This window comes from Rhodanobacter aciditrophus (genome assembly GCF_050026795.1).
Classification (GTDB): domain Bacteria; phylum Pseudomonadota; class Gammaproteobacteria; order Xanthomonadales; family Rhodanobacteraceae; genus Rhodanobacter_A.
Map to the genome: position 1 here is coordinate 733930 of NZ_JALBWP010000012.1, position 21474 is coordinate 755403.

Consider the following 21474-nt stretch of genomic DNA (forward strand, 5'->3'; position numbering starts at 1 on the left):
GCGTGAAGGGAGGACGTCAGGCCAGCGGCGGCCGCAAGGGCGGCGCACGGGGACGTTCGGAAGCGGCGGTCGGCCATGCCTGCCAGCTCGTGGCAACGAGGCGTACCGGCACCACCGATGCGGCCGGTTCCGGCAACGCCGCCGTCGCGTGCGCGCAGGCGCAACCGTCATGCATGCCGTCCGCGTGCAGCTGCGGCGTACCGTCGCGGTGCGCCGTCACCGTGGCCATGCCACCCATGCCGATGCAGCAATCGGCATGGGCCGATACGGAACCCGCCAGGCCCAGCCACGCGCACAACGCCAGCACGAACAGCAGGCGGCATCGGCGCAGGTGACGGAGGAACGAACGACTCATGCCGCGAGCATAGCGACGCGCTCCGCGCCCGCTCAACCCTGGACCGGGCTTCATGCGGCCGGCATGCCACCCGCAGCCTATACTTGTGCGCCTTGTCCGCGGCCGCCGCCATGAACTACCGCCACGCCTACCACGCAGGCAATTTCGCCGACGTCCTGAAGCACGCCGTGCTGCTGGCGCTGGTCGAGGCGCTCAAGCTGAAGCCCGCGCCGTTCTGCGTGATCGACACCCACGCCGGCAGCGGCTGCTACGCGCTGGATGGCGCCGAGGCCGGCAAGACCGGCGAATACAGGGACGGCATCGCCCGCCTGCTGTTCCCCGACCTGCACGGCGGCGACGCCCATGCCTCCGCGCTGCCGCCGCTGCTGCGCCGCTGGCTGGATGCCATCCTCGCCCTGCCGGGCAACGAGCAGGGCCTGAAACTCTACCCCGGCTCACCGCTGCAGGCCGCGCTGGCCATGCGCGACATCGACGGCGCGCAGCTGTGCGAGCTGCACCCGGAGGAAGCCACGCGGCTGCGCGAGCTGTTTCGCCGGGACGCGCGCGTCCACGTGCACGAACGCGACGGCTACGAGGCGCTGAAGGCCCTGCTGCCGCCCAGGGAAAAGCGCGGCCTGGTGCTGATCGATCCGCCCTACGAGGCGCAGGAGGCCGAATACCGGCTGATCGAGCAGGCCTTGAAGGAAGCGCTGCAGCGCTGGCCCGGCGGCATCTACGCGGTGTGGTATCCGATCAAGCGGCGCAGCCAGGTACAACCCTTCCTGCGCTGGCTGCAGCATTGCGGTGCGAAGCGCGTGCTGCGCGCGGAACTGCTGGTGCACGGCGACGACTCGCCGCTGCGCCTCAACGGCTCCGGCATGGCGATCGTCAACGCGCCCTGGCAACTCGACGAAACCCTGCGCGAGCCGTTGCGCGCGCTGGCCCGCCTGCTCGCGCAGGAGCGTCCCGCCGAGTGGACGCTGGACTGGCTGGTGGCCGAATCCGCCGGCACCCCGCCGAAACCCGCCAGATCCGCGCGGCTACCGCCCACCCCGCGCCGCCGCTAAGCTCACGACGTCAGCCAAACCCGGTCGTGTCGAACGTGGCGGAACGACATTCCGCGAAGTCGGAACACGCCGGCCCTGCTTCGAGACATGTCCCAGCAAGACCTCGGCCCACCGCTTCGGGAGTCCGCCATGCGCCACGCCGCCGTTGCCATCCGCATCCTTCTTCCCGCCCTGCTGCTGGGCCTCGCCGCCTGCGCTCCCGCGCCGATCTACAAGGTCGCGCCCGGCACCCTCTCCGCCACGCCCGTGCAGGTGGCGCAGGCGCCGGAGCAATACGTGCGCGGCCAGGTGATTTGGGGCGGCCGCGTGGTGGGCGTGAAAAACCTGCCCGACCACAGCGAGATCGAAGTCCTCGCCTTCCCGCTGGACTCCTCGCAGCGGCCGCGATTCGGCGCCGGCGGCAACGGTCGCTTCATCGCCCTGGTCCCCGGCTACGCCGAACCGATGAACTATCCCTCCGGCGCGCCCATCACCGTCGATGGCCAGCTGGCCGGCAGTCGCTCCGGCAAGGTCGGCGAGGCCGACTACGTGTTCCCGCTGGTACAGACCGCGCAATCGCACGTGTGGACCGCCGAGGAGATGCGCAGCGGGCACCCGAACGTCAGTTTCGGCCTGGGCGTGGGCGTAGGCATTCATTGAACCGCGGCGCGCGGCCGGCGACCGCGCGCCCTGTCCCTTCACCTCCTACGCATCGCGGCCGCGGGCGACCAGCCGGCTCTGCATCAGCGCCGCGGTATGCAACATCAGGAACAGCGGGACCAGAAACGCGGGGATCACCAGCAGCGGCAGCGTCGCCATCGGGGCGGTCGTGATCTCGCCTGGGGCCCCCGTGGACAGGCTGGCACTCAGCGTGCCAAGCGCGATGGCAACCGAAAGATCGAGCATGCCGAGCACGTTCCAGCGGACGAATGCCCGGCTGGCGGCGAAGTCGCGGCGGCGCACGAGCGCCAGGATCATCCACGGGGCGGCGAAGCCTACCGCCATGTCGCCGAGACCCGCCGGCAACGCGAACATGGCCGGCAATACGCCGTGCGCGTACAGCGACAGGAAACCCAGGCCGGCCCATCGCCAGGCCTGCATGCCGGTGATCAGGCGCAGGTCCAGCGAGAGCACGAACGCACGGAACGACGGCGAGATCCGCAGCGCCGCGAAGAACAGCAATAGCGGCGCCCCGACTCCGATGGCGATGGCGACCGGTGGCTGCCCGGGGCGCCCGACGAAGGCGCCGGCTGCACCAAGCGACATGACCAGCGCGAACCAGGCGGACAGGATCAGGATGATTCCCGGACGGATGCCGCCGCCCATGGGCCGCGACCCGGTCGGGGGCGGAAGAACTGTGGCTGACATGGACACTCTCCTCATGTAACTTGCATTTTGCAAGCGACAGCAAAGCTACCCACGTTTCTTGCATAATGCAAGCGACAGATCTTCCGCTCATGGAGAACCGCAAGCATGGGTCCCGCCAAGCCATTCGCGCGCTCCGCCTGCGCAGTCGCCAACTCGCTGGACATCGTGGGCGACAAATGGTCGTTGCTGGTGGTGCGCGACCTGCTGCACGGCAAGAGCACCTATGGCGAACTCGCGCACTCGCCGGAACACATCCCGACCAACATCCTCGCGGAGCGCCTCAAACGCCTGGAGGCAGCCGGCATCATCCTCGCCACGCCCTACCAGGAACGCCCGGTGCGCTACGCCTACACGCTTACCCCGAAGGGCAAGGAGCTGGGCGATGTGCTGCTCGCGTTCGTACGCTGGGGCAAGCGCCACATACCGGGAACGGTGGTGCTGGACCGGGCACCGGCGGACAGCGGCGCAGCGGCAGCGGCCACGACTACGCGGAGCACGCGCAAGGCGCGCGCGAAATAAGGCCCGCCGGCGAACGCCACGCGACGACCGCGCACGACTACAATGGCGATTCCCCAGACCATGGCTCGCCTGCACGACCATGCCGACGTCGCACGCCGCGCCCTTCACCGCTTGCCCCATCGCCCACCTGCGCTCGCCCTATGCACGGCGCATCGATGCACCGCACCAGTCCACCGTGGTGGCGGGCACCGAAACCGGCGCCGAGGCGGAGGCGCGCATCGAGTTCGCGGACGACCTGCCTGGCGAGGCGTTTCGCGATCTCGCCGGCTTCGAGCGGATCTGGCTGTTGTTCGTGTTCCACCGCAGCGAGGGCTGGAAGCCGCAGGTGCGGCCACCGCGCGGCGGCGGCAAGCGCGGCGTGCTGGCCACGCGCTCGCCGCACCGGCCGAATGCGATCGGGCTGTCCGCGGTGGAACTGGTCGCCGTGGAGGAGCGCGCGCTGCGCGTGCGCGGCGTGGATCTGCTGGATGGCACGCCCATCCTCGACATCAAGCCCTACGTACCTTACGCCGACGCCTTCCCCGCCGCACGGGCGGGCTGGATCGACACGATCGATGCCGCACAGGGCCGGCGTTCCGCCCCCGGTCCGAAGCGTCCGCGCAAACCGGCGGCCAGCGCCGGCCCCTGAACGGCAGTGCTTGCGTGACTGCGGCAAACCGGCGCAAGGGCTTGTGCGTCCGCAGGAATCGGATCATGCTGCACCGCACACAATACGCTAAAGTATTGAGATGATCACCGCCGGCCTGCGCTCCACCGTCCCCCCTCCGCCGCTGCCTCCGCGCAGCCGCGAGCGCTATGCCGGCGCGCTCACCGTGCACACCGCCCATGGCGAGCGAATGCGCAGCCACGACGGTCGCGAACTGTGGCTGCGCGAGATCGAGCCGGGCGACGTGGCCGCACTGCGGCGCTGCTTCACCCGGTTGTCGCCGGAGGAGATCCGCCGCCGCTTCCTGCATGCGATGTCCGAACTGCCCATGCCGATGGCGCAGCGCCTGTGCACCATCGATCCGGTGCGCGAAACCGCCCTGGTGCTGGTGGACGAGTCGGTGCGCCCCGCCGAGATCCGCGGCGTGGGCCGCATTTACGTGGACGATGCGGCCGACAGCGCCGAGTTCTCGGTACTCGTGGAACACGCCTGGGCGCGCGTCGGCCTCGGCTTGCTGCTGATGCAACGGCTGGTCGACGACTGCCGCCGCCGCGGCCTCGCCGAGCTCTGGGGTTACGTGCTGCTGGAGAACCGCCCGATGCTGGAACTGTGCCGGGAACTGGGCTTCACCCGGCGCCTGATGCCGGACGAGCCGGGCACGGCGCAGCTCACGCTGCGGCTCTGACCCCGCGGCGATCCTTCGCTGCACGCGAGCGAGGGAGCCGCGGCGCATCGCGTTACACTTGACCGCTTCGCACGCGGCCGCAGGCTGCGGCACGCCAGCGCGTCCCCATGTCGAACACGATCCCGCATCCACCGCTTCCCACCACCCCGAAACAGCGCCGCTACTGGACCCCGCCGCACGGCTCCGCGCGCGCCCTGCTGCTGGCCGAATCGGCGCGTTCGCACGAAGGCCTGCTGGTGGCGGTGACGCGCGACACCCAGCGCGCCTCGGCGCTGGAGGACGAGCTGCGCATCTTCGCCGGCGACCTGCCGGTGCTGCATTTCCCTGACTGGGAAACCCTGCCCTACGACGCGTTCAGCCCGCACCCGGAGATCGTCTCGCAGCGCATCGCCACGCTGTACCGGCTGCCCGGCGTGAGGCGCGGCGTACTGGTGGTGCCGGTGGCCACGCTGATGCAGCGCATCGCGCCGCGCTCGCACATCGCCGGCTCCGGGCTGGTGGTGGCGAAAGGGCAGACATTCGACCTCGCCACCGAACAGCGCCGGCTGGAAGCCAGCGGCTACCGCAATGTGCCGCAGGTGGCCGAGCCCGGCGACTTCGCGGTGCGCGGCGCGCTGATCGACATCTTCCCGATGGGCGCGGCAGAGCCGTACCGCATCGAGCTGTTCGACGACGAGGTGGATTCGATCCGCAGTTTCGATCCGGAGACGCAGCGCTCGGCCCAGCCGGTGGAGAAGGTGGAACTGCTGCCCGCGCGCGAGTTTCCGCTCACCGACGATGCAGCGAAGAACTTCCGCAACGCCCTGCGCGAGCGCTTCCCCATCGATGTGCGCCGCTGCCCTCTGTACCAGGACATGAAAGAAGGCGTCACGCCCGGCGGCATCGAATACTACCTGCCGCTGTTCTTCCCCCAAACCTCCACGCTGTTCGATTACCTGGCCGGCGACGCGCTGTTCGTGCTCGGCGAAGGCGCCGGCGAAGCCAGCGAAGCGTTCTGGGCGCAGACCGCCGAGCGCTACGACCAGCGCGCCCACGACATCGAGCGCCCGGTGCTGCCGCCAGCCGAGCTGTACCTGTCGCCCGAGCAGCTGCGCGAGCAGCTCAACCGGCGCCTGCGCGTGGAGGTGGTGGAGCGGAGCCATGCCCACGCGGTGGACGCCGGCACGCAGCCGGCGCCGGAGTTGCCGCTGAACCGCAAGGGCGAGGAACCCGGAACCTCGCTGCGCCACTTCCTGGAGAACTACTCCGGCCGCGTGCTGGTCGCCGCCGATTCGGCGGGGCGGCGCGAGGCGCTGCTGGAGACGCTGGCGGGCGCAGGGCTCAAGCCCGAAAACGTCGAAAGTTGGCAAGCCTTTCTCGTTCGTCACCCCGGCGCAGGCCGGGATCCAGTTGCGGCCGCGCACGAGCAAGCGACAAGGTCCCCGGATTCCGGCCTGCGCCGGAATGACGAGCCATCGCGCTTCGCCATCACCATTGCCCCGCTGGAACAGGGTTTCGCACTCAGGAAGCCCGCGCTCACCGTGCTCACCGAGCGCGAGCTGTTCGGCGAGCGCGTGCGCAGCGAACGGCGCCGGCGCCGCGGCGCGGCGCGCGATCCGGACGCGATCATCCGCGACCTCACCGAACTCTCCGTCGGCGCGCCCATCGTGCACGTCGACCACGGCGTGGGCCGCTACCAGGGCCTGCTGTCGATGGAGCTCGGCGGCATGGAAGGCGAGTTCCTGGTCATCGAGTACGCCAAGGGCGACAAGCTCTACGTGCCGGTGGCGCAGCTCGGCCTGGTCAGCCGCTACTCGGGCACCGCGCCGGAACTGGCGCCGCTGCACTCGCTGGGCGGCGACGCCTGGGAACGCGCGCGCAGGAAAGCCGCGGAGAAGGTGCGCGACGTGGCCGCCGAACTGCTGGCCATCTACGCGCAGCGCGAGGCGCGCGGCGGCGAGTCGCTGCCGATCGATCGCCAGCTGGTCGAGGAATTCGGCGCCAGCTTCCCGTTCGAGGAAACGCCCGACCAGGAACAGGCGATCGACGCCGTGCTGCGCGACCTCGCCGCGCCGCGCGCAATGGATCGCGTGATCTGCGGCGACGTGGGCTTCGGCAAGACCGAGGTCGCGCTGCGCGCCGCCTTCGCCGCCGCCACCGCCGGCAAGCAGGTGGCGGTGCTGGTGCCCACCACCCTGCTCGCACAGCAGCACTACCGCAACTTCGCCGACCGTTTCGCCGACTGGCCGGTGAAGGTGGACGTGCTCTCGCGCTTCCGCTCCGCCAAGGAAGTGAACGAGGCCCTGAAGCGGCTCGCCGATGGCCAGATCGACGTGATCGTGGGCACGCACAAGCTGCTGCAGCCGGACATCAAGTTCAGGAACCTGGGCCTGGTCATCGTCGACGAAGAGCAGCGCTTCGGCGTGCGCCAGAAGGAACAGCTGAAGAAGCTGCGCGCCGAGGTCGACCTGCTCACCATGACCGCCACGCCGATCCCGCGCACGCTGAACATGGCGATGGCCGGCCTGCGCGACCTTTCGCTGATCACCACGCCGCCCGCGCACCGCATGGCCGTGCGCACCTTCATCAGCACCTGGGACCCCGCCACCATCCGCGAGGCGTTCCAGCGCGAGCTGCAGCGCGGCGGCCAGGTGTATTTCCTGCACAACGAGGTGGAGAGCATCGAACGCACCGCGCGCGAGCTGGAGGAGCTGGTGCCCGAGGCGCGCATCGGCATCGCCCACGGCCAGATGGCCGAGCGCGAGCTGGAGCGCGTGATGGCGGATTTCCACCGCCAGCGCTTCAACGTGCTGGTGTGCACCACCATCATCGAGACCGGCATCGACATCCCCACGGCCAACACCATCATCATCGACCGCGCCGACCGCTTCGGCCTGGCCCAGCTGCATCAGCTGCGCGGCCGCGTGGGCCGTTCGCACCACCGCGCCTACGCCTACCTGATCGTGCCCGACCGCAAGGCGATCACCGCCGATGCAGAGAAGCGGCTGGAGGCGCTGGCCTCGCTGGAGGAACTCGGCGCCGGCTTCACGCTGGCTACGCACGACCTGGAGATCCGCGGCGCGGGCGAGCTGCTGGGCGACGAGCAGTCCGGCCAGATCCAGGAGATCGGCTTCGGCCTCTATACCGAGCTGCTCGACCGCGCCGTGCGCGCGCTGAAGAGCGGCAAGGTGCCCGACTTCGACCTGTCGAGCGAACACGAGACGGAAGTCGAGCTGCACCTGCCCGCGCTGATCCCCGACGACTACCTGCCCGACGTGCACACGCGCCTGACGCTGTACAAGCGCATCGCCAGCGCGCGCAACGAGGACCAGCTGCGCGACCTGCAGGTCGAGATGATCGACCGCTTCGGCCTGCTGCCCGAGCCGACCAGGACACTGTTCGCGCTGTCCGGGCTCAAGCTGATGGCCACGCCGCTGGGCATCCGCAAGCTGGACTTCGGCGCCAACGGCGGCCGCATCACCTTCCGCGACAAGCCGGAAGTCGACCCGATGGCCATCATCAAGCTGATCCAGAGCCTGCCGCGCGTGTACAAGCTGGACGGCCAGGACAAGCTGCGCGTCACCCTCGACCTGCCCGGTGCCAGCGAGCGCATCCGCAGCGCACAGGAAGTACTGGTGCTGCTCGGCGCGCGGCGGCCAGGTTGACCGCTCCACGCGCCGGCGTTCATCCGCAGAATCCATCCTGCGGACCATCGCCCATGGGTTCGCCGCGTGCACGCCCCGCGCGCGAACCTCGATCCTTCCGCCTCCAGGCATAGGCACTGGCCAGGCATCGCCGCATGGTTTATGCCTGCGTCTCCGGGTGAGCAAGGCACCGCGCCATCCCGGACGCGTGGCATCACAAAACTCCTGCCGAGGTTTCCATGTCAAACAGAACGGCTTCATGCTGCTGCGGACAGCTTCAGGTCGAAGTGCAAGGTGATCCGCTGGGCGCCGGCGTCTGTCACTGCCTCGCATGCCAGAAGCGTACCGGCAGCGTTTTCGCGACGCTTGCCGCCTACTCCACGCCTTTTGCCGTTTCCGGCACCGCCACGGAATACGTCCGGACGGGTGACCATGGCACGCAGTTCCGCTTCAGGTTTTGCCCCATCTGCGGCAGCACGGTTTTCCATACCGAGGAAGGGAACGACGAGTACCTGATGGTGGCAGTCGGTGCATTTGCCGACCCGGATTTTCCCGCGCCGCAAGACTCCGTCTACGAATGCCGCAAGCACGCATGGGTCCGATTGCCCGACGGGATCACCCGTTACGCAAAGGATCCGGACTGACGCCGCATCCCACGTGCCGTATTCCACTGTCCGATCGACGCATGCATGCGATGCGCCGATCGCCTGGCCGCATTCCATCCGCGTGACAGCTGTCACTGGATCGCCAGGCCGGCACACCGGGATGATGAGCGAATCGGCACATGGAGCAGGCGCCATGCTGGACAACATCCGCGGGGTCGAACGCAAGCACGCCAACAGCAAGCCGCACTTCGGCATCGACGCGCCGGGCCTGGTGCTGGGCTTCGCCGCCGGTGGCCCGTTGTTGCTGCTTGCCAGCCTGTTGCACGGCGTCGTGCCTCCGCTGGCATGGACGATGCGCTGCACGGGCCTGGTGATGTGTGGCGAGGCGATCCTGATGACGCTCGGCAGCCTGCACGGCAAGCGCCGGGTGGTGCGCGACATGATCGACTCGCTGCAGCTGCATGGCGACGAACAGGTGCTGGACGTGGGTTGCGGCCGCGGCCTGCTGCTGCTCGCGGCGGCGCGGCACCTGCCGCGCGGGCGTGCCACCGGCATCGACCTGTGGAGCACGCGCGACCAGGGCGGCAACGCGGTCGCGCAGCGCAATGCCTGGCTCGCCGGCGTCGCCGGCCGCGTGCGCACCGACACCGGCGACATGCGCCACCTCCCCTATGCCGACGCCAGCTTCGACGTCGTCGTCTCCGGCCTCGCCATCCACAACCTGCCCACCGAGACCGAACGCGAGCAGGCGGTGCGCGAGATCGCCCGCGTGCTGAAGCCGGGCGGCCAGGTCGCCCTGCTCGACGTCCGCTGCACGGCGCTCTACGCGCAAACCCTGCGCGAAGCCGGGCTGGACGTGCGGCGTTCGTGGCCGGAGTTCCGCATGTTTCCGTGGGCAAGGATCGTGCGCGGGCGCAAGGGCTGAGTCAGGAGCTGCACGAGAGCATCGAGCAACCGGGCCTGTGCCGAGCCCAGTCGGGGCGCTTGCGCGCGAAGGCCTCGCGGCCGGCCTGCTCGTCGCAGGGACGGCGCAACACGTCGAGCAGTTCGTGGATGCCGCCGCAGTCGCCCTGCTCCGCACGCTCGATCGCCTGCTGGGCAAGGTAATTGCGCAGCACGTAGCGTGGGTTCGCGGCGCGCATGCGGGCGCGGCGCTCTGCGACCGGCAGCGGATCGTCGGCGAGGCGGGCAGCGTAGCGCGCCAGCCAGTCCACCAGGGCCGGTTCCTGCGCGCGCCGCTTCGCCTCGTCGTAGAACGCGTCGTGCAGCGGTTCCAGCGCCGGACGCTGCGGATCGAAGTCGACGAGGCCGCGGAACCACAGCGTCATGTCCACCTCGGCCTCATGCAACAGGTCGTGCAGCGACTGCATCAGCGCGGTGTCCCCGTCGCGGCAGGCGGCGAGGCCCAGCTTGGCGACAATGCTGGCGCGGTCCGCCTCCGCGTAGACCGCGACGTAGCGGTCCAGCCCCGCCTGCAGCGGGGCGATGTCGCCGAACAGCGGCGCCAGTGCGGCGGCGAGCCGCGACAGGTTCCACCATGCCACGTCCGGCTGCTGCTCGTAGCGGTAGCGGCGACGCTGCGCGTCGGTGGTGTTCGGCGTCCAGTCCGGGTCGTAGTCCTCGATCCAGCCGTAAGGGCCGTAGTCCAGGGTGAGACCGAGGATGGACATGTTGTCGGTGTTCATCACCCCGTGCACGAAGCCGACGCGCATCCAGTCGGCCATCAGCCGCGCGGTGCGTGCGCAGACCTCGCCGAACCAGTCGCCGTAGAGGCCCTCGCCGTGCCCGGCGAGATGCGGGAAATCGCGACGGATGGTGAAGTCCGCCAGTCGCCGCAACAGGGCCGTGTCGCCGTGCGCGGCGGGCAGCTCGAAACTGCCGAAGCGGATGAAGGACGGTGCCGCGCGACAGACGATGGCGCCCGGCTCCGCGCGCGGATGGCCGTCGTAGAGCATATCGCGCACCACCTGCTCGCCGGTGCCGACCAGGCACAGCGCGCGCGTGGTCGGGATGCCGAGGTGGTGCATCGCCTCGCTGCAGAGGAATTCGCGGATCGAGGACCGCAGCACCGCGCGCCCGTCCGCGCCGCGCGAATACGGCGTGGGACCGGCACCCTTGAGCTGCAGCTCCCAGCGTTTGCCGCCCACCGTGAGCACCTCGCCCAGCGAGATCGCGCGGCCGTCGCCCAGCTGGCCTGCCCACACGCCGAACTGGTGGCCACCGTAGTTCGCCGCGCTGGGTTGCATGCCGGGCAGCAGCGCGTTGCCGCCGAACACGCGGGCGAAGGCGTCGCTCGCGAGTTCCTCGACGCCGAAGCCCAGCGTTGCGGCCATGTCCGCCGAATGGGCGAGCAGGCGCGGTGCCGGCACCGGCGTGGGCATGACCCGCGAGTAGCAGGCATCGAGCACTTCGCGCGGCCCGGGCGCATCGGAGCAATCGCCGGGGAGTTCGCGGAGCAGGACGTTGTCGAAGAGCAGCGAGGGCATGTGGCGATGGTAGCCCGCTGCATGGGCTCTGCCCCAGAGCGGAGCCGGTCCCTGGTGTCCCGGAAGTGCAGTCCCGCACTTCCGGGGCCCACCGGGCCCGGCCGCGGGCCGGCTTCGCTCCACCGGCCGATCTCCTCGGTGACCGGCCACAGGCGCGCCATCCACGGCACGCAGCCGCCGCTTACTTCGGCTTGCGGAAGCGGTAGATGAACTGGTCGGTGTGGCCGCGTATCGACTTGTCGAACACCGCGATGGTATGCGGGTCGGCCGGATTGCGCAGCGCATCGCTCTCGCCGTCGAACACGAAACCGGCAGCCTCCACCTCCTTCCTCACCACCGCGGGATCGATGCGATGCAGGGTGTCGGTGTCGGCGAGGCCCGAGCCGGCCGGCGCAACGTGGTCGATCACCACGAACAGCCCGCCGGGCTTGAGCGCGTCGTAGACCTGCCGGTCGAACTTCGCCATGTCCACCGGCCCCATGAACGGATCGTGGTAGTCGTGGTAGTTCTGCGCGGTGAACACCAGGTCGACCTTGACCGGCACGCTGAGCCGGGCGGCGGGCTGCTTGAGCAGGCTGACGTTCTCGTAATGCGGCGTGGTGACCAGCCGCTGCCAGTTCGCGTAGCTCTTGGCCGAGTATTTCGCCATCTCGTCCGGCCACACGGTGTAGACGTGACCCTGCGGCCCCACGATGGCACTGAACACGCGCGTCCAGTAGCCGCTGTCGGGGACCAGTTCCAGCACCTTCCCGCCCGGTTTCACCTCGGCAAAGCTCATCACCGCGGCCATCTGGCGGCGCGCATCGTCATGCCGGTCGGCGGCGCGCGCGGGATCGTTGATCGCGGCGGTGACATAGGCGGGTACGGCCTGGCTGCCGTGGGACGGTGCGGCAGCCATGGCGGGCACGGCAACCGGGAGGGAAAGCGCAAGCAGCGCGGCAAGAACGGTCGAACGCATGACGAACTCCGTTTTCCAGCGGGGGAAGGTGCATTGTGCGCCGATCCGCGCGCAGCGCGGCCATGACTTGTGGCGCATCAGTCGTGCAGCGGCCAGCCCGCCAGCGTGCGGTAATCATGCCGGCCCACCACGCTCTGGACCAGCGCCACCCCGCTCACCCGCCAACGCACCGGCTCGACCTCCGTCTCCGGCAGCAGTTCGCGGCCATAGGCCAGCGTGACATGCGGCACGAAGCGGCTCTCCAGCCGCAGCCCCGGCACCGTACGCAACAGCGCTTCGCGCCAGCGCCCCCACAGCGCCTGCAACGGCTCGGGCAGCACGCTGCCACACAGTACCCGCGGCGGACGACGACCATGGAAGCTGCGTACGCGGTCCAGAGTCCAGTCGAAAGCCTCGCCGCGCAACACGTCACCAGCGCGCTCCACCGCCGCAACCAGGTCGGGGCGCGGCGACGGGTGATCGCCAAGGAAATGCACGGTGGCGTGATAGCGCAGCGGATCGATCCAGCCGGCGGGCGGCCCCTGCCGCGCGCGCAGGGCGGCTGCCGTCCGTGCCAGCGCGGCGCGCACGCACTCGTCCGGCAGCAGCGCCAGGAACAGCCGATGGACGCTCGCAGAAGGCGCGTTCCCGTCTCCGAACAGGTCATGCTGCAGTACGTGCGGTTTGTTCATCGAGTGCTCGTCACATGGAATCCCGGTTCCACCTGCCTGTGGCGCAGTTTCCGCCGCGGGCCGGCAGCATGAAATCGCCACGGGTTATTGCGACGCAACATGCGATGCCGCGCACAGTCAGCGAACGGCAATTGTGCAAGCGAAGTGAATGCAGGTAGAGTGCGCGACGGCCACGCAGGGGTGGCCGAGGGGTGAAGCATGCATATGCCGCTGACCCGCTCCGCGGTGGAACGCGGAGTACTGAGGGTCGCAGGGATGCTCGCCGGAAAGACTCCCGGGGTACCGACTCCGAAGCGCCCCCCGATGGAAGCGCCCACACTGGTGTCGTGGCTGTCGGAAACCCACTCGCGCCGCGCCGACGAGGATGCGCGGCGCGCGCAGCTTTGCGCAGCGGACTGAAGCCTCGACGCTTTCGACGGCACCCGATGCGTCAGTGCCCCGACGCGGCCGCCGGCGGTCGTGCCGTCAGCAGGTCGCGGATCGTGCGCAGCTTCGCCTTGAGTGCGGCCTCGTTGGCCAGGCCAAGCCGCAGCATCAGTTTCTGCCCCACCGAACGCGATTCCAGCGCGGGGTCGACGTAGCGGTAGCGCCCGTTCTCCAGCTGCAGCGCAGGCGGCTGTGCCGGCTCCGGCGCGGCGAGCATGTCGTCGATCGCCGCGACCAGCCGGTCGTTGAAATAGCCCCTGGGGTAGCCCAGCTCGCGATAGGCCTGCTGGAACAGCGGATAGCCGTGCACGTACCACGCCACCAGCGCCTGCGGATCGGCGTGCTGCACGACGGCCATGTACGGCGCGTAGCGCTCGGCGTTGTGTGGGTCGGCAACTAGGATGCCCTGGGTTTCGCTGGCACGGAACGCGCCGCGCGGCGTCTGCAGCGGCAGGATGAAACTGCTGCCCAGCGTGTGCCGCGGCAACGCGTCGACGGTGGCCACGATGCGTCCCACCACCTGCTGCGGCAACAACAGGCCTTTGAGCTGGTCGCCACCCAGCGCGTACAGCGCCGAACGCACGCTGGCGTCGCTGTCGTCCAGCGCGGGCAGCGGCGCGGTGGAGGCGGAAGCCGGTACATCGGCCCCTGCGATCGGATGCCGGATGCTGGCTGCCGGGACGGGCGCCGTGGCGCCCGGGGCAACGGTTGCGGTGGACGCCGGCGCCGGCTGGCTGCCTGCGTTCGGCCGGGTGGCACGCCACCCCACGTAGACGGCCGCCGCGGCGATGACGGCCACCGCGATCACCGCCAGGGCCCAACCCATGCCACCTGCTTTGCGCCGGTACGTCACCGTCCACCTCCGTGCCGATTGTCTCGATGAAGATTCGACTCGCGCGGGACGGAATCGTTCAGCACCCGCGTCCTCACACTTTCAGCCGGTAACCGGTCCTGAAGATCCACCATACCGCGGCCAAGCACAGTACGAGGAAAACCAGCGTGGCGGCAAGGCTGACGCCCACGCCGACGTCGGCCAGGTCGTAGAAGCTCCAGCGGAAACCCGAGACCAGGTAGACCACCGGATTGAACAGCGTCACCTTCTGCCAGAACGGCGGCAGCATGTGGACGGAGTAGAAGCTGCCGCCGAGGAAGGTCAGCGGCGTGATCACCATCAGCGGCACCACCTGCAGTTTCTCGAAGTTGTCCGCCCAGATGCCGATGATGAAGCCGAGCAGGCTGAAAGTGACCGTGGTGAGCAGCAGGAAGGCCAGCATCACCAGCGGATGCGCGATGGAGTAGTCCACGAACAGGCGCGCCGTGGCCATGATGATCGCCCCCACGATCACCGCCTTGGTGGCGGCCGCGCCCACGTAGCCGAGCACGATCTCCAGGAACGACAGCGGCGCCGAGTGCACCTCGTAGATGGTGCCCACGAACTTGGGGAAGTAGATGCCGAACGAGGCGTTGGACACGCTCTGCATCAACAGCGACAGCATCACCAGTCCGGGGATGATGAAGGCCCCGTAGCTGACCCCTTCCACGCTGGTGATGCGGGAGCCGATGGCCGAGCCGAACACCACGAAGTACAGCGAGGTGGACACCACCGGCGAGGCGATGCTCTGCATCAGGGTGCGCCCGGTGCGGGCCATTTCGAAGCGGTAGATCGCGCGGATGCCGTACCAGTTCATGCGTTTTCCCTCACCAGTTGCAGGAAGATCTGCTCCAGCGTGTCCTGTCGCGTGCTGAGGTCGCGGAAGCGGATGCCGGCCGCGGCCAGTCCGGCCAGCAGCGCGGTGATGCCGGTATGCTCGCCCTGCGTGTCGTAGGTGTAGACCAGCTCGTTGCCGCCGGCGGCCAGTTCCAGCCGGTACGACGCCAGCACCGCCGGCACCTCGTCCAGCGGATCGTGCAGTTGCAGCCGCAGCTGCTTGCGGCCGAGCTTGTGCATCAGCGCGGCCTTCTCCTCCACCACGACCAGTTCGCCCTTGTTGATCACGCCCACGCGGTCGGCCATCTCCTCGGCCTCCTCGATGTAGTGCGTGGTGAGCAGGATGGTGACGCCGCTCTCGCGCAGCCGCCGCACCATCGCCCACATGTCGCGGCGCAGCTCCACGTCCACTCCCGCGGTAGGCTCGTCGAGGAACAGCAGCTGCGGCTCGTGCGACAGCGCCTTGGCGATCATCACGCGCCGCTTCATGCCGCCGGAGAGCATCAGCATCTTGTTGTCGCGCTTGTCCCACAGCGACAGTTCCTTCAGCAGCCGCTCGATGTAGACGTCGTCCGGCGCCTTGCCGAACAGGCCGCGGCTGAAGCGCACCGTGTTCCACACCGTCTCGAACGCGTCGGTCTTCAGCTCCTGCGGCACCAGCCCGATCAGCGAGCGGGTGGCGCGCCAGTCGCGCACGATGTCGTGGCCGTCCACCGTGACGCTGCCGGCGCCGAGGTTGACGATGCCGCAGATGATGCTGATCAGCGTGGTCTTGCCCGCGCCGTTGGGGCCGAGCAGCGCGAAGATCTCGCCGCGCCGGATGTCGAGATCGATGTGCTTGAGCGCCTGGAAGCCGCCCGGGTACACCTTGTCCAGTCCCCGCACGACGAGGATGTCGTCGTGCGTCGCCTGTGCCGCTGCGTTCATGCGTGTCTCCGATTTCGACGGGTGAACTGCCTCGGTTGCCGGTTTCGCTGCGTTCCATTCCGGCCTGCGCCGGGATGACAGGCAAGCATCAAGCCTGCTCCGCCACCACGCCGCCCACGGTAGGCTCGCCATCCCGGCGCAGCGTCAACCGCGCCAGCAGGAAGGCGACCACCGCGCAACCGGCGATGCCGCCCACCATCGGCAGGGCGGTGCCGTCGAGGAAGCGCCCCACCACCGCGATCAGGCCCGCGCCGGTGACGAATTGCAGCGTGCCCATCAGCGCCGAGGCCGTGCCCGCGATCGGGCCATGCCGATCCAGCGCCAGCACCGCAGTGGTCGGCGTCACCAGCCCCAGGAAACCGTAGCCCACGAACAGCAGCGCCATCAGCAGGCCCAGCCGGTCGAGGCCCGCGGCGGTCAACGCCAGCAACAGCAGCATGGTCGCCATGTAACCGGCTACCGCGGTGCGCACCACCCGGCGCAGACCGAAGCGCCCGCCCAGCCGCCCGGTGAACTGCGCCGCGCCGATGAAGGACACCGCGTTCACCGAAAACGCAAGGCCGTACTGGGTCGGCGTGAGCCCGTAATGCCCGATCAGCACGAACGAGGAATTGGCCAGGTAGATGAAGAAGCTGGACACGCCGAATGCGCAGACGAACACCAGGCCCAGGAACTCCGGATCCTTCAGCAGCGTGCGGTACGCCGCCAGCGCCGAGCGCAGGCTGCTCTCCACCCGCTTTGCCTTCGTGCGCGTCTCCTGCAACACGAAGGCCGCAAGCAGCAGGCCAAGCAAGGCCGCACCGGTCACGATCCAGAAGATGCCGCGCCAGTCCGACAGGCGCACCACCAGGCTGCCGGTCAGCGGCGCCAGGATCGGCGACACGCTGAACACCAGCATCAGCAGCGCCATCAGTTTCGCCGCCTCCACGCCGGTATGCAGGTCGCGCACGATGGCGCGCGGAATCACCATGCCCGCGCAGGCGCCCAGTCCCTGCACGAAACGGGCGGCGATCAGGGTGTGGATGTCCGGTGCCAGCGCGCAGCCGATGCTGGCCAGCGCGAACAGGCACAGGCCGAAATAGATCGGCGGCTTGCGGCCCAGCATGTCCGACACCGGCCCGTAGATCACCTGCCCCGCCGCGATGGCCGCGAAGAACGCCATCAGGCTCATCTGCGCCGCGTCCACGTCGGTATGCAGGCTGCGCTGGATGCTGGGCAGCGCAGGCAGGTACATGTCGATGGCGAACGGGCCGATGGCCGAGAGCAGGCCGAGCACCAGCGCCGCTCCGAACAGGCGGGACGTCATGGCGAAACCTCGATGAAGACGGGACGGAGCGACTCGCCCCGCGGACGGCGCGCAGGCACGCGCGCCTGGCCGGGGCGGGTGATACTAAACCAATTGGTTCTGAAATCAACCCGTCCGGCGCAAACATTCCTGACGCCTGTAGACGAGCCTGCCACATCCATTGATGCAACCATATTGTTGCATTTCACCGCACATGACATAACATGCAACCGTAAGATTGCCAAATAGCCCCGCGGAGGCCACCCGATGAATGCCAGCAACAGCACCGACCGCATCGAGCGGCAGATCCACCTGCAGGCGCCGCGCGCAAAAGTCTGGCGCGCGCTGGCCGACGCCGAGGCCTTCGGCGACTGGTTTGGCGTGGACCTGAAAGGCCAGCGTTTCGTCGTCGGCGAGACCACCCGCGGCCGAATCACCTATCCCGGCTACGAGCATCTGGTGTGCGAGATGCAGGTGGAGCGCATCGAACCCGAGCGCCTGTTCGCGTACCGCTGGCATCCCTACGCGGTCGATCCCGCCGTCGATTACTCGGCCGAGCCGACCACGCTGGTGGAATTCGCGCTGGAAGAGGCCGCCGGCGGCACCCTGCTGCGTCTGGTCGAATCCGGCTTCGACCGCATCCCGCTGGCCCGCCGCGCCGAGGCGTACCGCATGAACAGCGGCGGTTGGGATGCGCAGATGGAAAACATCGAAAAGTACCTGGCTGGGCACTGAGCGCGACATGGCGAAGAAGACCGCCTGGCAGAAATCCGCGCCGGTGTTCGCCGCGCTGGGCGACCCGACGCGGCTGCGCCTGGTCGCCGCGCTGTGCGCCAGCGGCGCACTGTCGATCACCCAGCTCACCGCAGGCACTGCGGTCACCCGCCAGGCCGTCACCAAGCACCTGCAGGTGCTCGCCGACGCCGGGCTGGTGCGCGACGCCTGGCAGGGCCGCGAGCGGCGCTGGGAACTGGAGCCGTCGCGCATCGACGAAGCACGCCGCGCGCTGGACGCGATCGCGGCGCAATGGGACCAGGCGCTGGCGCGCCTGAAACGCTTCGTCGAAGGTTGAGCCACGGAGACTGCAGACAGCTTCTCATGCCGCTTCGCTGCAGTCTTCCATCACCTGGCGCAGCTCGCACTCGATCTCCCATTCGTCGCCGTGCACGTCCAGGAAGCGGCGAGTCAGCGCCAGTGCCTCATCCATCGAGGCGGCCTGCAGCATCGCGTAGCCGCCGATCACTTCCTTCGCCTCGGTGAACGGGCCATCGGTCACCGTCTGCGTGCCGCGCGACAGGCGCACCCGCTTGCCTTCGGCGGTGGGCCGCAGTCCCGCGGTATCCAGCAGCGAACCGGCCGTGGTCATTTCGGCCATCAGCCTGCCCATGTCTTCCATCAGTTTTGCGCTGGGCTCCTGGCCGGCGCGCTCGTTGATCCGGATCATCGAAAGGAATCGCATCTGCCCTCTCCCGTGGTGGGTCATGCCGCGCAACCCGCGGCATTCGGCTAGGCGACGAACGGCGTGTCGGCAAATCGACAAGCAGGCAGCGGCCGGCGAGGTCCGTCGTCGCCGCCGGAATGCCCGTGGGGCGGGAAAACGCTTCAGGTCGTTGCCAGCAGGAAAGGTTCCGCGCTACCGGGCCGCAGGCCATCGTCGCGACCGGCGAAATAGCGCTGCGCCAGTTCGGCTGCCGGTACGACCTCCGCATGGCGGAAGCCGGCCCCGCACGCCAGCGCCAGCATCTGCGGCGGCGCGAGCAGGCTGAGGAAAGGCGTGCCGCTGGCGCGCGCGCCACGCAGCGCCGCCTCGAAGCCGGGGCGCTCGTCCGGTTCGGCGCATTCCGGCGGCACGATGAAGGTCATCGCCAGCATCGAGCCCGGCGCGAACGCCGCGATCTGGCGCAAGGTGTCGGCGAGGGCCTCGTGGCTGAGATACATGCTGACGCCCGTGCAGGCAACCAGCGCGGGACGCGCGGCATCGAAGCCGGCCGCCGCCAGCCGTTCCGGCCAGCGTTCGCCCGCCTCGAAATCGACCGGCACGAAACGCAGCCAGCCGGGTTCGCCCTGCCCGAGTTCCGCAAGACGGCGGCGCTTCCACGCCTGCGTGCCAGGCTGGTCGATCTCGAACAGCGTCAGGCGCGCGGCCAACTCCGGCCGGCGCTGGGCGAAACTGTCCAGTCCGGCACCGAGGATCACGTACTGGTCGACGCCACGGCCAACCTGTTCCGCCACCAGATCCTCCACGAAGCGGGCGCGGGCGACGATGCCGGCTCGGAACGCCCGCGTGAACTGCAGATCCATGTCCGGGCGCTTGCGCCAGTCCGCCCCGGGGGCGGCCAGGCGCAGGCCGAACTCGTCTTCCAGCACATGCGGCAGCGGATCGGCCTGCACGTGCAGCGCCCGCCACAGGGCCACACGGACGGCGGTGCTGTCGGGCGTGGTGTCGCGTTCCGTCATGGGCATGCTCCTTGCGCACTGCCGGGCAGGCGATCAGCCCCTGGCCGGCGCCTGCAGCCGCCACAGGCGGCCATCGGGATCACGAACGGTGGCTTCGCGGGTACCCCAGTGGGTATCGGCAAAGGGCTCGACCAGCGCGAGGTTCGGTCCGGGCCGGAACGCCTGTTCGTCGGCCAGCTTCAGCACGGCCTGCATCTGCGGCAGCTGGTCGGCGGGCACCTCGGCGATGAACAGGTACGGCCCGCTGCCGTTGCGCAGCTGGCCGGAGTGGTGGTCGGTCTCGAACTCCAGCGCATAACCCAGCGACTGGAAGAACTTCGCTGCCTTTCCCCAGTTGTGGGTGGTCAGGTAGACGGCCTCGATTCCCTGGGTGCTCATGCTCGGTCCTCCGGTACGGGTGGCGGTTGGCGGGGTGCATCGAGGTAGGCGCGCAGTGCCGCGGCAACCAGCGCCGACAGCGACAACTCGGCCTCGATGGCATGGTGCTTGACCTGCCGGATCAGGCTGACCGGCAGGTACACGTTGAACTGCTTGACGTCTTCCTCGCCCATAGGGCTATTTTGCTAGCAAAATAGCAATTAGGTCAAGCATGTGATGAAACGGCAGGAACGCGGCGAGCCGCTGCTGCTGGACGAGCGCGATCACGCCATCGACGTGCGCCACCCGCACCGCCTACTTCGTGATGCTGACCGGCTTGATCGTGACCGGCGTGGTGATGCCCTTCAGCGACACCGGGTGAACGACTGCCAACACTGCCCTGCTCGCCATCGTGCTGGCCGAGACGGTGCGTTACGTGCCGATCTTGATGGGCTGCCGCAGGACGCCAAGCCATGCCCATTGAAGCGCTGACCCACGAGGTGCGCTTGGCTCCGCATTCCTGGCGCAGGACATGACCCAGGGGCCGAGCTGGGCCGGCGCGTGGGCCTCGCGCGCCAGACCATCGCCGCCATCGAGCAGGGGCGCCATCCGTCGTCGCTGGAGGTGGCTTTCCGCATCGCCGACGGGTTCGGCAAGCGGCTGGGCAAGGGGTTCCATTGGAACTCCAGCCGCACCGCCAGTCCCGACCACGACCCGTAGCGTCATCTTTCTCCTTGCCAGCCTCGCCGGGGCACGGGGCGGCATGCCATCGCGCCTCACTTGATCCTGGTGTAGTCCAGCTTGACCGTGAGCGCCTCGCGTCCGTCGCGTCGCTCGTAGTACGCATAGCTGAAATGGTCGGCGTCGGCGACCTCCATCACTTCGCGCACCGGCACCGTGGCACCCTGCCTGGCGGACATCGCGCCGCGGAAGGTGCAGGCATGCCCGCTGGCATCGCAGCCGCCGTGGGCCAGCACCAGGCCGCCGAAGTTGACGTCCATCCACAGGCTGTCGTAACGGCCAGCCGCCTCGTCGTAGCCGAGGTAACCCAGTCCGCGGAAAGGTTTCGCGGAGTCGATCCGCAGCTCCTGCCGCAGGTGGCGCCCCTCCAGCACGGGAGTGAACACGGCCGTGCCCGTGTCGATGGCCGGCGCCTTGGCCGGGTCGGTCCAGAAGGACTGGCGCACGCTCCAGCGCCCTTCCAGCCAGTCGAGGCGATGCGCGGGCGCGTCGGGCGCGGCGCTTGCCGCCGCGGCGGATTCCGGGGCCGCGGCAGCCGCGCACAACGGCAGGCCGGAAACGACCAGGGCAACGGCGACGGACAGGCGACGGGACAGGCGACGCTGGCGCATGGGGTATTCCTGCGGTGGGGG

Annotated in this window: 26 protein-coding genes; 12 read left to right on the top strand and 14 right to left on the bottom strand. The window is 69.1% G+C overall.

Annotated elements, in window-relative coordinates; genetic code table 11:
• Positions 1–16: 16 nt before the first annotated feature.
• Complete coding sequence (locus ACQGNW_RS16500; protein WP_426664372.1) at positions 17–355, bottom strand: hypothetical protein; 339 nt, start codon at positions 353–355, stop codon at positions 17–19.
• 110 nt (positions 356–465) lie between these two features.
• Here ACQGNW_RS16500 and ACQGNW_RS16505 point away from each other — a divergent pair, with 110 nt between their 5' ends.
• Positions 466–1401 carry a 23S rRNA (adenine(2030)-N(6))-methyltransferase RlmJ gene (locus ACQGNW_RS16505; protein WP_426664374.1) on the top strand — a complete coding sequence of 312 codons (936 nt, stop codon included), beginning with the start codon at positions 466–468 and terminating at the stop codon, positions 1399–1401.
• Between the two features lie 129 nt (positions 1402–1530).
• Positions 1531–2040, top strand: a complete 510-nt coding sequence (locus ACQGNW_RS16510) for a Slp family lipoprotein (protein WP_426664376.1) — start codon at positions 1531–1533, stop codon at positions 2038–2040.
• A gap of 45 nt (positions 2041–2085) precedes the next feature.
• Here ACQGNW_RS16510 and ACQGNW_RS16515 read toward each other — a convergent pair whose 3' ends face one another.
• Entirely contained in the window at positions 2086–2706 is a 621-nt protein-coding gene (locus tag ACQGNW_RS16515) for a hypothetical protein (RefSeq protein WP_426664378.1), read from the bottom strand.
• Between the two features lie 147 nt (positions 2707–2853).
• On the opposite strand from ACQGNW_RS16515, the gene ACQGNW_RS16520 reads away from it, so the two are divergent.
• From ACQGNW_RS16520 to ACQGNW_RS16545, 6 genes are all read left to right on the top strand, one after another.
• Positions 2854–3267: a winged helix-turn-helix transcriptional regulator gene (locus tag ACQGNW_RS16520; RefSeq protein WP_426664380.1), complete on the top strand. Its 414-nt coding sequence runs from the start codon at positions 2854–2856 to the stop codon at positions 3265–3267.
• Between the two features lie 79 nt (positions 3268–3346).
• Positions 3347–3895, top strand: a complete 549-nt coding sequence (gene tsaA, locus ACQGNW_RS16525) for a tRNA (N6-threonylcarbamoyladenosine(37)-N6)-methyltransferase TrmO (protein WP_426664382.1) — start codon at positions 3347–3349, stop codon at positions 3893–3895.
• A gap of 100 nt (positions 3896–3995) precedes the next feature.
• Positions 3996–4598 (top strand): GNAT family N-acetyltransferase, encoded by a 603-nt coding sequence (locus ACQGNW_RS16530; RefSeq protein WP_426664384.1) that lies wholly within the window; start codon positions 3996–3998, stop codon positions 4596–4598.
• A gap of 107 nt (positions 4599–4705) precedes the next feature.
• The gene (gene mfd, locus ACQGNW_RS16535; protein WP_426664386.1) at positions 4706–8242 is read left to right on the top strand and encodes a transcription-repair coupling factor; all 3537 of its coding nucleotides are present in this window, start codon (positions 4706–4708) and stop codon (positions 8240–8242) included.
• A gap of 218 nt (positions 8243–8460) precedes the next feature.
• Positions 8461–8865: a GFA family protein gene (locus ACQGNW_RS16540; protein ID WP_426664387.1), complete on the top strand. Its 405-nt coding sequence runs from the start codon at positions 8461–8463 to the stop codon at positions 8863–8865.
• Between the two features lie 154 nt (positions 8866–9019).
• Entirely contained in the window at positions 9020–9751 is a 732-nt protein-coding gene (locus tag ACQGNW_RS16545) for a class I SAM-dependent methyltransferase (protein ID WP_426664389.1), read from the top strand.
• 1 nt (position 9752) lies between these two features.
• Here ACQGNW_RS16545 and ACQGNW_RS16550 read toward each other — a convergent pair whose 3' ends face one another.
• The 7 genes from ACQGNW_RS16550 to ACQGNW_RS16580 all read right to left on the bottom strand — a co-directional run bounded on the left by ACQGNW_RS16550 (position 9753) and on the right by ACQGNW_RS16580 (position 17308).
• Positions 9753–11312: a protein adenylyltransferase SelO gene (locus tag ACQGNW_RS16550; RefSeq protein WP_426664391.1), complete on the bottom strand. Its 1560-nt coding sequence runs from the start codon at positions 11310–11312 to the stop codon at positions 9753–9755.
• Positions 11313–11493: 181 nt separating this feature from the next.
• Positions 11494–12270, bottom strand: coding sequence for a class I SAM-dependent methyltransferase (locus ACQGNW_RS16555; RefSeq protein ID WP_426664393.1), 777 nt, complete (start codon positions 12268–12270; stop codon positions 11494–11496).
• Positions 12271–12347: 77 nt separating this feature from the next.
• Entirely contained in the window at positions 12348–12941 is a 594-nt protein-coding gene (locus tag ACQGNW_RS16560) for a 2'-5' RNA ligase family protein (protein WP_426664395.1), read from the bottom strand.
• Between the two features lie 430 nt (positions 12942–13371).
• The gene (locus tag ACQGNW_RS16565) at positions 13372–14193 is read right to left on the bottom strand and encodes a DUF3014 domain-containing protein (protein ID WP_426664397.1); all 822 of its coding nucleotides are present in this window, start codon (positions 14191–14193) and stop codon (positions 13372–13374) included.
• Between the two features lie 100 nt (positions 14194–14293).
• Positions 14294–15055, bottom strand: coding sequence for an ABC transporter permease (locus ACQGNW_RS16570; protein WP_426664399.1), 762 nt, complete (start codon positions 15053–15055; stop codon positions 14294–14296).
• On the bottom strand, positions 15052–16002 hold the full coding sequence (locus ACQGNW_RS16575) for an ABC transporter ATP-binding protein (protein WP_426664401.1): 951 nt from the start codon (positions 16000–16002) through the stop codon (positions 15052–15054). The genes ACQGNW_RS16570 and ACQGNW_RS16575 overlap by 4 nt, the downstream gene beginning before the upstream one ends.
• Before the next feature lie 88 nt (positions 16003–16090).
• Entirely contained in the window at positions 16091–17308 is a 1218-nt protein-coding gene (locus ACQGNW_RS16580) for a multidrug effflux MFS transporter (RefSeq protein ID WP_426664402.1), read from the bottom strand.
• Positions 17309–17554: 246 nt separating this feature from the next.
• On the opposite strand from ACQGNW_RS16580, the gene ACQGNW_RS16585 reads away from it, so the two are divergent.
• A complete protein-coding gene (locus ACQGNW_RS16585) occupies positions 17555–18022 on the top strand; it encodes an SRPBCC family protein (RefSeq protein WP_426664404.1) in 468 nt (155 codons plus the stop codon).
• 7 nt (positions 18023–18029) lie between these two features.
• Positions 18030–18359: an ArsR/SmtB family transcription factor gene (locus tag ACQGNW_RS16590; protein WP_426664406.1), complete on the top strand. Its 330-nt coding sequence runs from the start codon at positions 18030–18032 to the stop codon at positions 18357–18359.
• 24 nt (positions 18360–18383) lie between these two features.
• Here ACQGNW_RS16590 and ACQGNW_RS16595 read toward each other — a convergent pair whose 3' ends face one another.
• The 4 genes from ACQGNW_RS16595 to ACQGNW_RS16610 all read right to left on the bottom strand — a co-directional run bounded on the left by ACQGNW_RS16595 (position 18384) and on the right by ACQGNW_RS16610 (position 20295).
• Positions 18384–18746: a YciI family protein gene (locus tag ACQGNW_RS16595; RefSeq protein ID WP_426664408.1), complete on the bottom strand. Its 363-nt coding sequence runs from the start codon at positions 18744–18746 to the stop codon at positions 18384–18386.
• A gap of 143 nt (positions 18747–18889) precedes the next feature.
• Positions 18890–19744, bottom strand: coding sequence for a class I SAM-dependent methyltransferase (locus ACQGNW_RS16600; protein WP_426664410.1), 855 nt, complete (start codon positions 19742–19744; stop codon positions 18890–18892).
• Positions 19745–19777: 33 nt separating this feature from the next.
• Positions 19778–20122 (bottom strand): hypothetical protein, encoded by a 345-nt coding sequence (locus ACQGNW_RS16605; RefSeq protein WP_426664412.1) that lies wholly within the window; start codon positions 20120–20122, stop codon positions 19778–19780.
• Positions 20119–20295: a ribbon-helix-helix domain-containing protein gene (locus ACQGNW_RS16610; RefSeq protein WP_426664413.1), complete on the bottom strand. Its 177-nt coding sequence runs from the start codon at positions 20293–20295 to the stop codon at positions 20119–20121. Before ACQGNW_RS16610 ends, ACQGNW_RS16605 begins: the two co-directional genes overlap by 4 nt.
• A gap of 43 nt (positions 20296–20338) precedes the next feature.
• On the opposite strand from ACQGNW_RS16610, the gene ACQGNW_RS16615 reads away from it, so the two are divergent.
• Together ACQGNW_RS16615 and ACQGNW_RS16620 are read left to right on the top strand one after the other, a co-directional pair.
• Positions 20339–20593, top strand: coding sequence for a hypothetical protein (locus ACQGNW_RS16615; protein ID WP_426664415.1), 255 nt, complete (start codon positions 20339–20341; stop codon positions 20591–20593).
• 57 nt (positions 20594–20650) lie between these two features.
• Complete coding sequence (locus ACQGNW_RS16620) at positions 20651–20821, top strand: helix-turn-helix transcriptional regulator (RefSeq protein WP_426664786.1); 171 nt, start codon at positions 20651–20653, stop codon at positions 20819–20821.
• 56 nt (positions 20822–20877) lie between these two features.
• On the opposite strand, the gene ACQGNW_RS16625 is transcribed toward ACQGNW_RS16620, so the two are convergent.
• The gene (locus ACQGNW_RS16625; RefSeq protein ID WP_426664417.1) at positions 20878–21453 is read right to left on the bottom strand and encodes a DUF1579 family protein; all 576 of its coding nucleotides are present in this window, start codon (positions 21451–21453) and stop codon (positions 20878–20880) included.
• Between the last annotated feature and the right edge of the window lie 21 nt (positions 21454–21474).

Excerpts from the sequence above, each read along its gene's own strand:
- ACQGNW_RS16605 (WP_426664412.1), bottom strand. The coding sequence starts at position 20,122 with ATGAGCACCCAGGGAATCGAGGCCGTCTACCTGACCACCCACAACTGG.
- ACQGNW_RS16500 (WP_426664372.1), bottom strand. The coding sequence starts at position 355 with ATGAGTCGTTCGTTCCTCCGTCACCTGCGCCGATGCCGCCTGCTGTTC.
- ACQGNW_RS16560 (WP_426664395.1), bottom strand. The coding sequence starts at position 12,941 with ATGAACAAACCGCACGTACTGCAGCATGACCTGTTCGGAGACGGGAAC.
- ACQGNW_RS16625 (WP_426664417.1), bottom strand. The coding sequence starts at position 21,453 with ATGCGCCAGCGTCGCCTGTCCCGTCGCCTGTCCGTCGCCGTTGCCCTG.
- ACQGNW_RS16590 (WP_426664406.1), top strand. The coding sequence starts at position 18,030 with ATGGCGAAGAAGACCGCCTGGCAGAAATCCGCGCCGGTGTTCGCCGCG.
- ACQGNW_RS16555 (WP_426664393.1), bottom strand. The coding sequence starts at position 12,270 with ATGCGTTCGACCGTTCTTGCCGCGCTGCTTGCGCTTTCCCTCCCGGTT.
- ACQGNW_RS16570 (WP_426664399.1), bottom strand. The coding sequence starts at position 15,055 with ATGAACTGGTACGGCATCCGCGCGATCTACCGCTTCGAAATGGCCCGC.
- ACQGNW_RS16520 (WP_426664380.1), top strand. The coding sequence starts at position 2,854 with ATGGGTCCCGCCAAGCCATTCGCGCGCTCCGCCTGCGCAGTCGCCAAC.
- ACQGNW_RS16595 (WP_426664408.1), bottom strand. The coding sequence starts at position 18,746 with ATGCGATTCCTTTCGATGATCCGGATCAACGAGCGCGCCGGCCAGGAG.
- mfd (WP_426664386.1), top strand. The coding sequence starts at position 4,706 with ATGTCGAACACGATCCCGCATCCACCGCTTCCCACCACCCCGAAACAG.
- ACQGNW_RS16530 (WP_426664384.1), top strand. The coding sequence starts at position 3,996 with ATGATCACCGCCGGCCTGCGCTCCACCGTCCCCCCTCCGCCGCTGCCT.
- ACQGNW_RS16515 (WP_426664378.1), bottom strand. The coding sequence starts at position 2,706 with ATGGGCGGCGGCATCCGTCCGGGAATCATCCTGATCCTGTCCGCCTGG.
- ACQGNW_RS16585 (WP_426664404.1), top strand. The coding sequence starts at position 17,555 with ATGAATGCCAGCAACAGCACCGACCGCATCGAGCGGCAGATCCACCTG.
- ACQGNW_RS16540 (WP_426664387.1), top strand. The coding sequence starts at position 8,461 with ATGTCAAACAGAACGGCTTCATGCTGCTGCGGACAGCTTCAGGTCGAA.
- tsaA (WP_426664382.1), top strand. The coding sequence starts at position 3,347 with ATGCCGACGTCGCACGCCGCGCCCTTCACCGCTTGCCCCATCGCCCAC.
- ACQGNW_RS16505 (WP_426664374.1), top strand. The coding sequence starts at position 466 with ATGAACTACCGCCACGCCTACCACGCAGGCAATTTCGCCGACGTCCTG.
- ACQGNW_RS16575 (WP_426664401.1), bottom strand. The coding sequence starts at position 16,002 with ATGAACGCAGCGGCACAGGCGACGCACGACGACATCCTCGTCGTGCGG.
- ACQGNW_RS16565 (WP_426664397.1), bottom strand. The coding sequence starts at position 14,193 with ATGGGTTGGGCCCTGGCGGTGATCGCGGTGGCCGTCATCGCCGCGGCG.
- ACQGNW_RS16615 (WP_426664415.1), top strand. The coding sequence starts at position 20,339 with ATGAAACGGCAGGAACGCGGCGAGCCGCTGCTGCTGGACGAGCGCGAT.
- ACQGNW_RS16580 (WP_426664402.1), bottom strand. The coding sequence starts at position 17,308 with ATGACGTCCCGCCTGTTCGGAGCGGCGCTGGTGCTCGGCCTGCTCTCG.
- ACQGNW_RS16600 (WP_426664410.1), bottom strand. The coding sequence starts at position 19,744 with ATGACGGAACGCGACACCACGCCCGACAGCACCGCCGTCCGTGTGGCC.
- ACQGNW_RS16545 (WP_426664389.1), top strand. The coding sequence starts at position 9,020 with ATGCTGGACAACATCCGCGGGGTCGAACGCAAGCACGCCAACAGCAAG.
- ACQGNW_RS16510 (WP_426664376.1), top strand. The coding sequence starts at position 1,531 with ATGCGCCACGCCGCCGTTGCCATCCGCATCCTTCTTCCCGCCCTGCTG.
- ACQGNW_RS16550 (WP_426664391.1), bottom strand. The coding sequence starts at position 11,312 with ATGCCCTCGCTGCTCTTCGACAACGTCCTGCTCCGCGAACTCCCCGGC.
- ACQGNW_RS16610 (WP_426664413.1), bottom strand. The coding sequence starts at position 20,295 with ATGGGCGAGGAAGACGTCAAGCAGTTCAACGTGTACCTGCCGGTCAGC.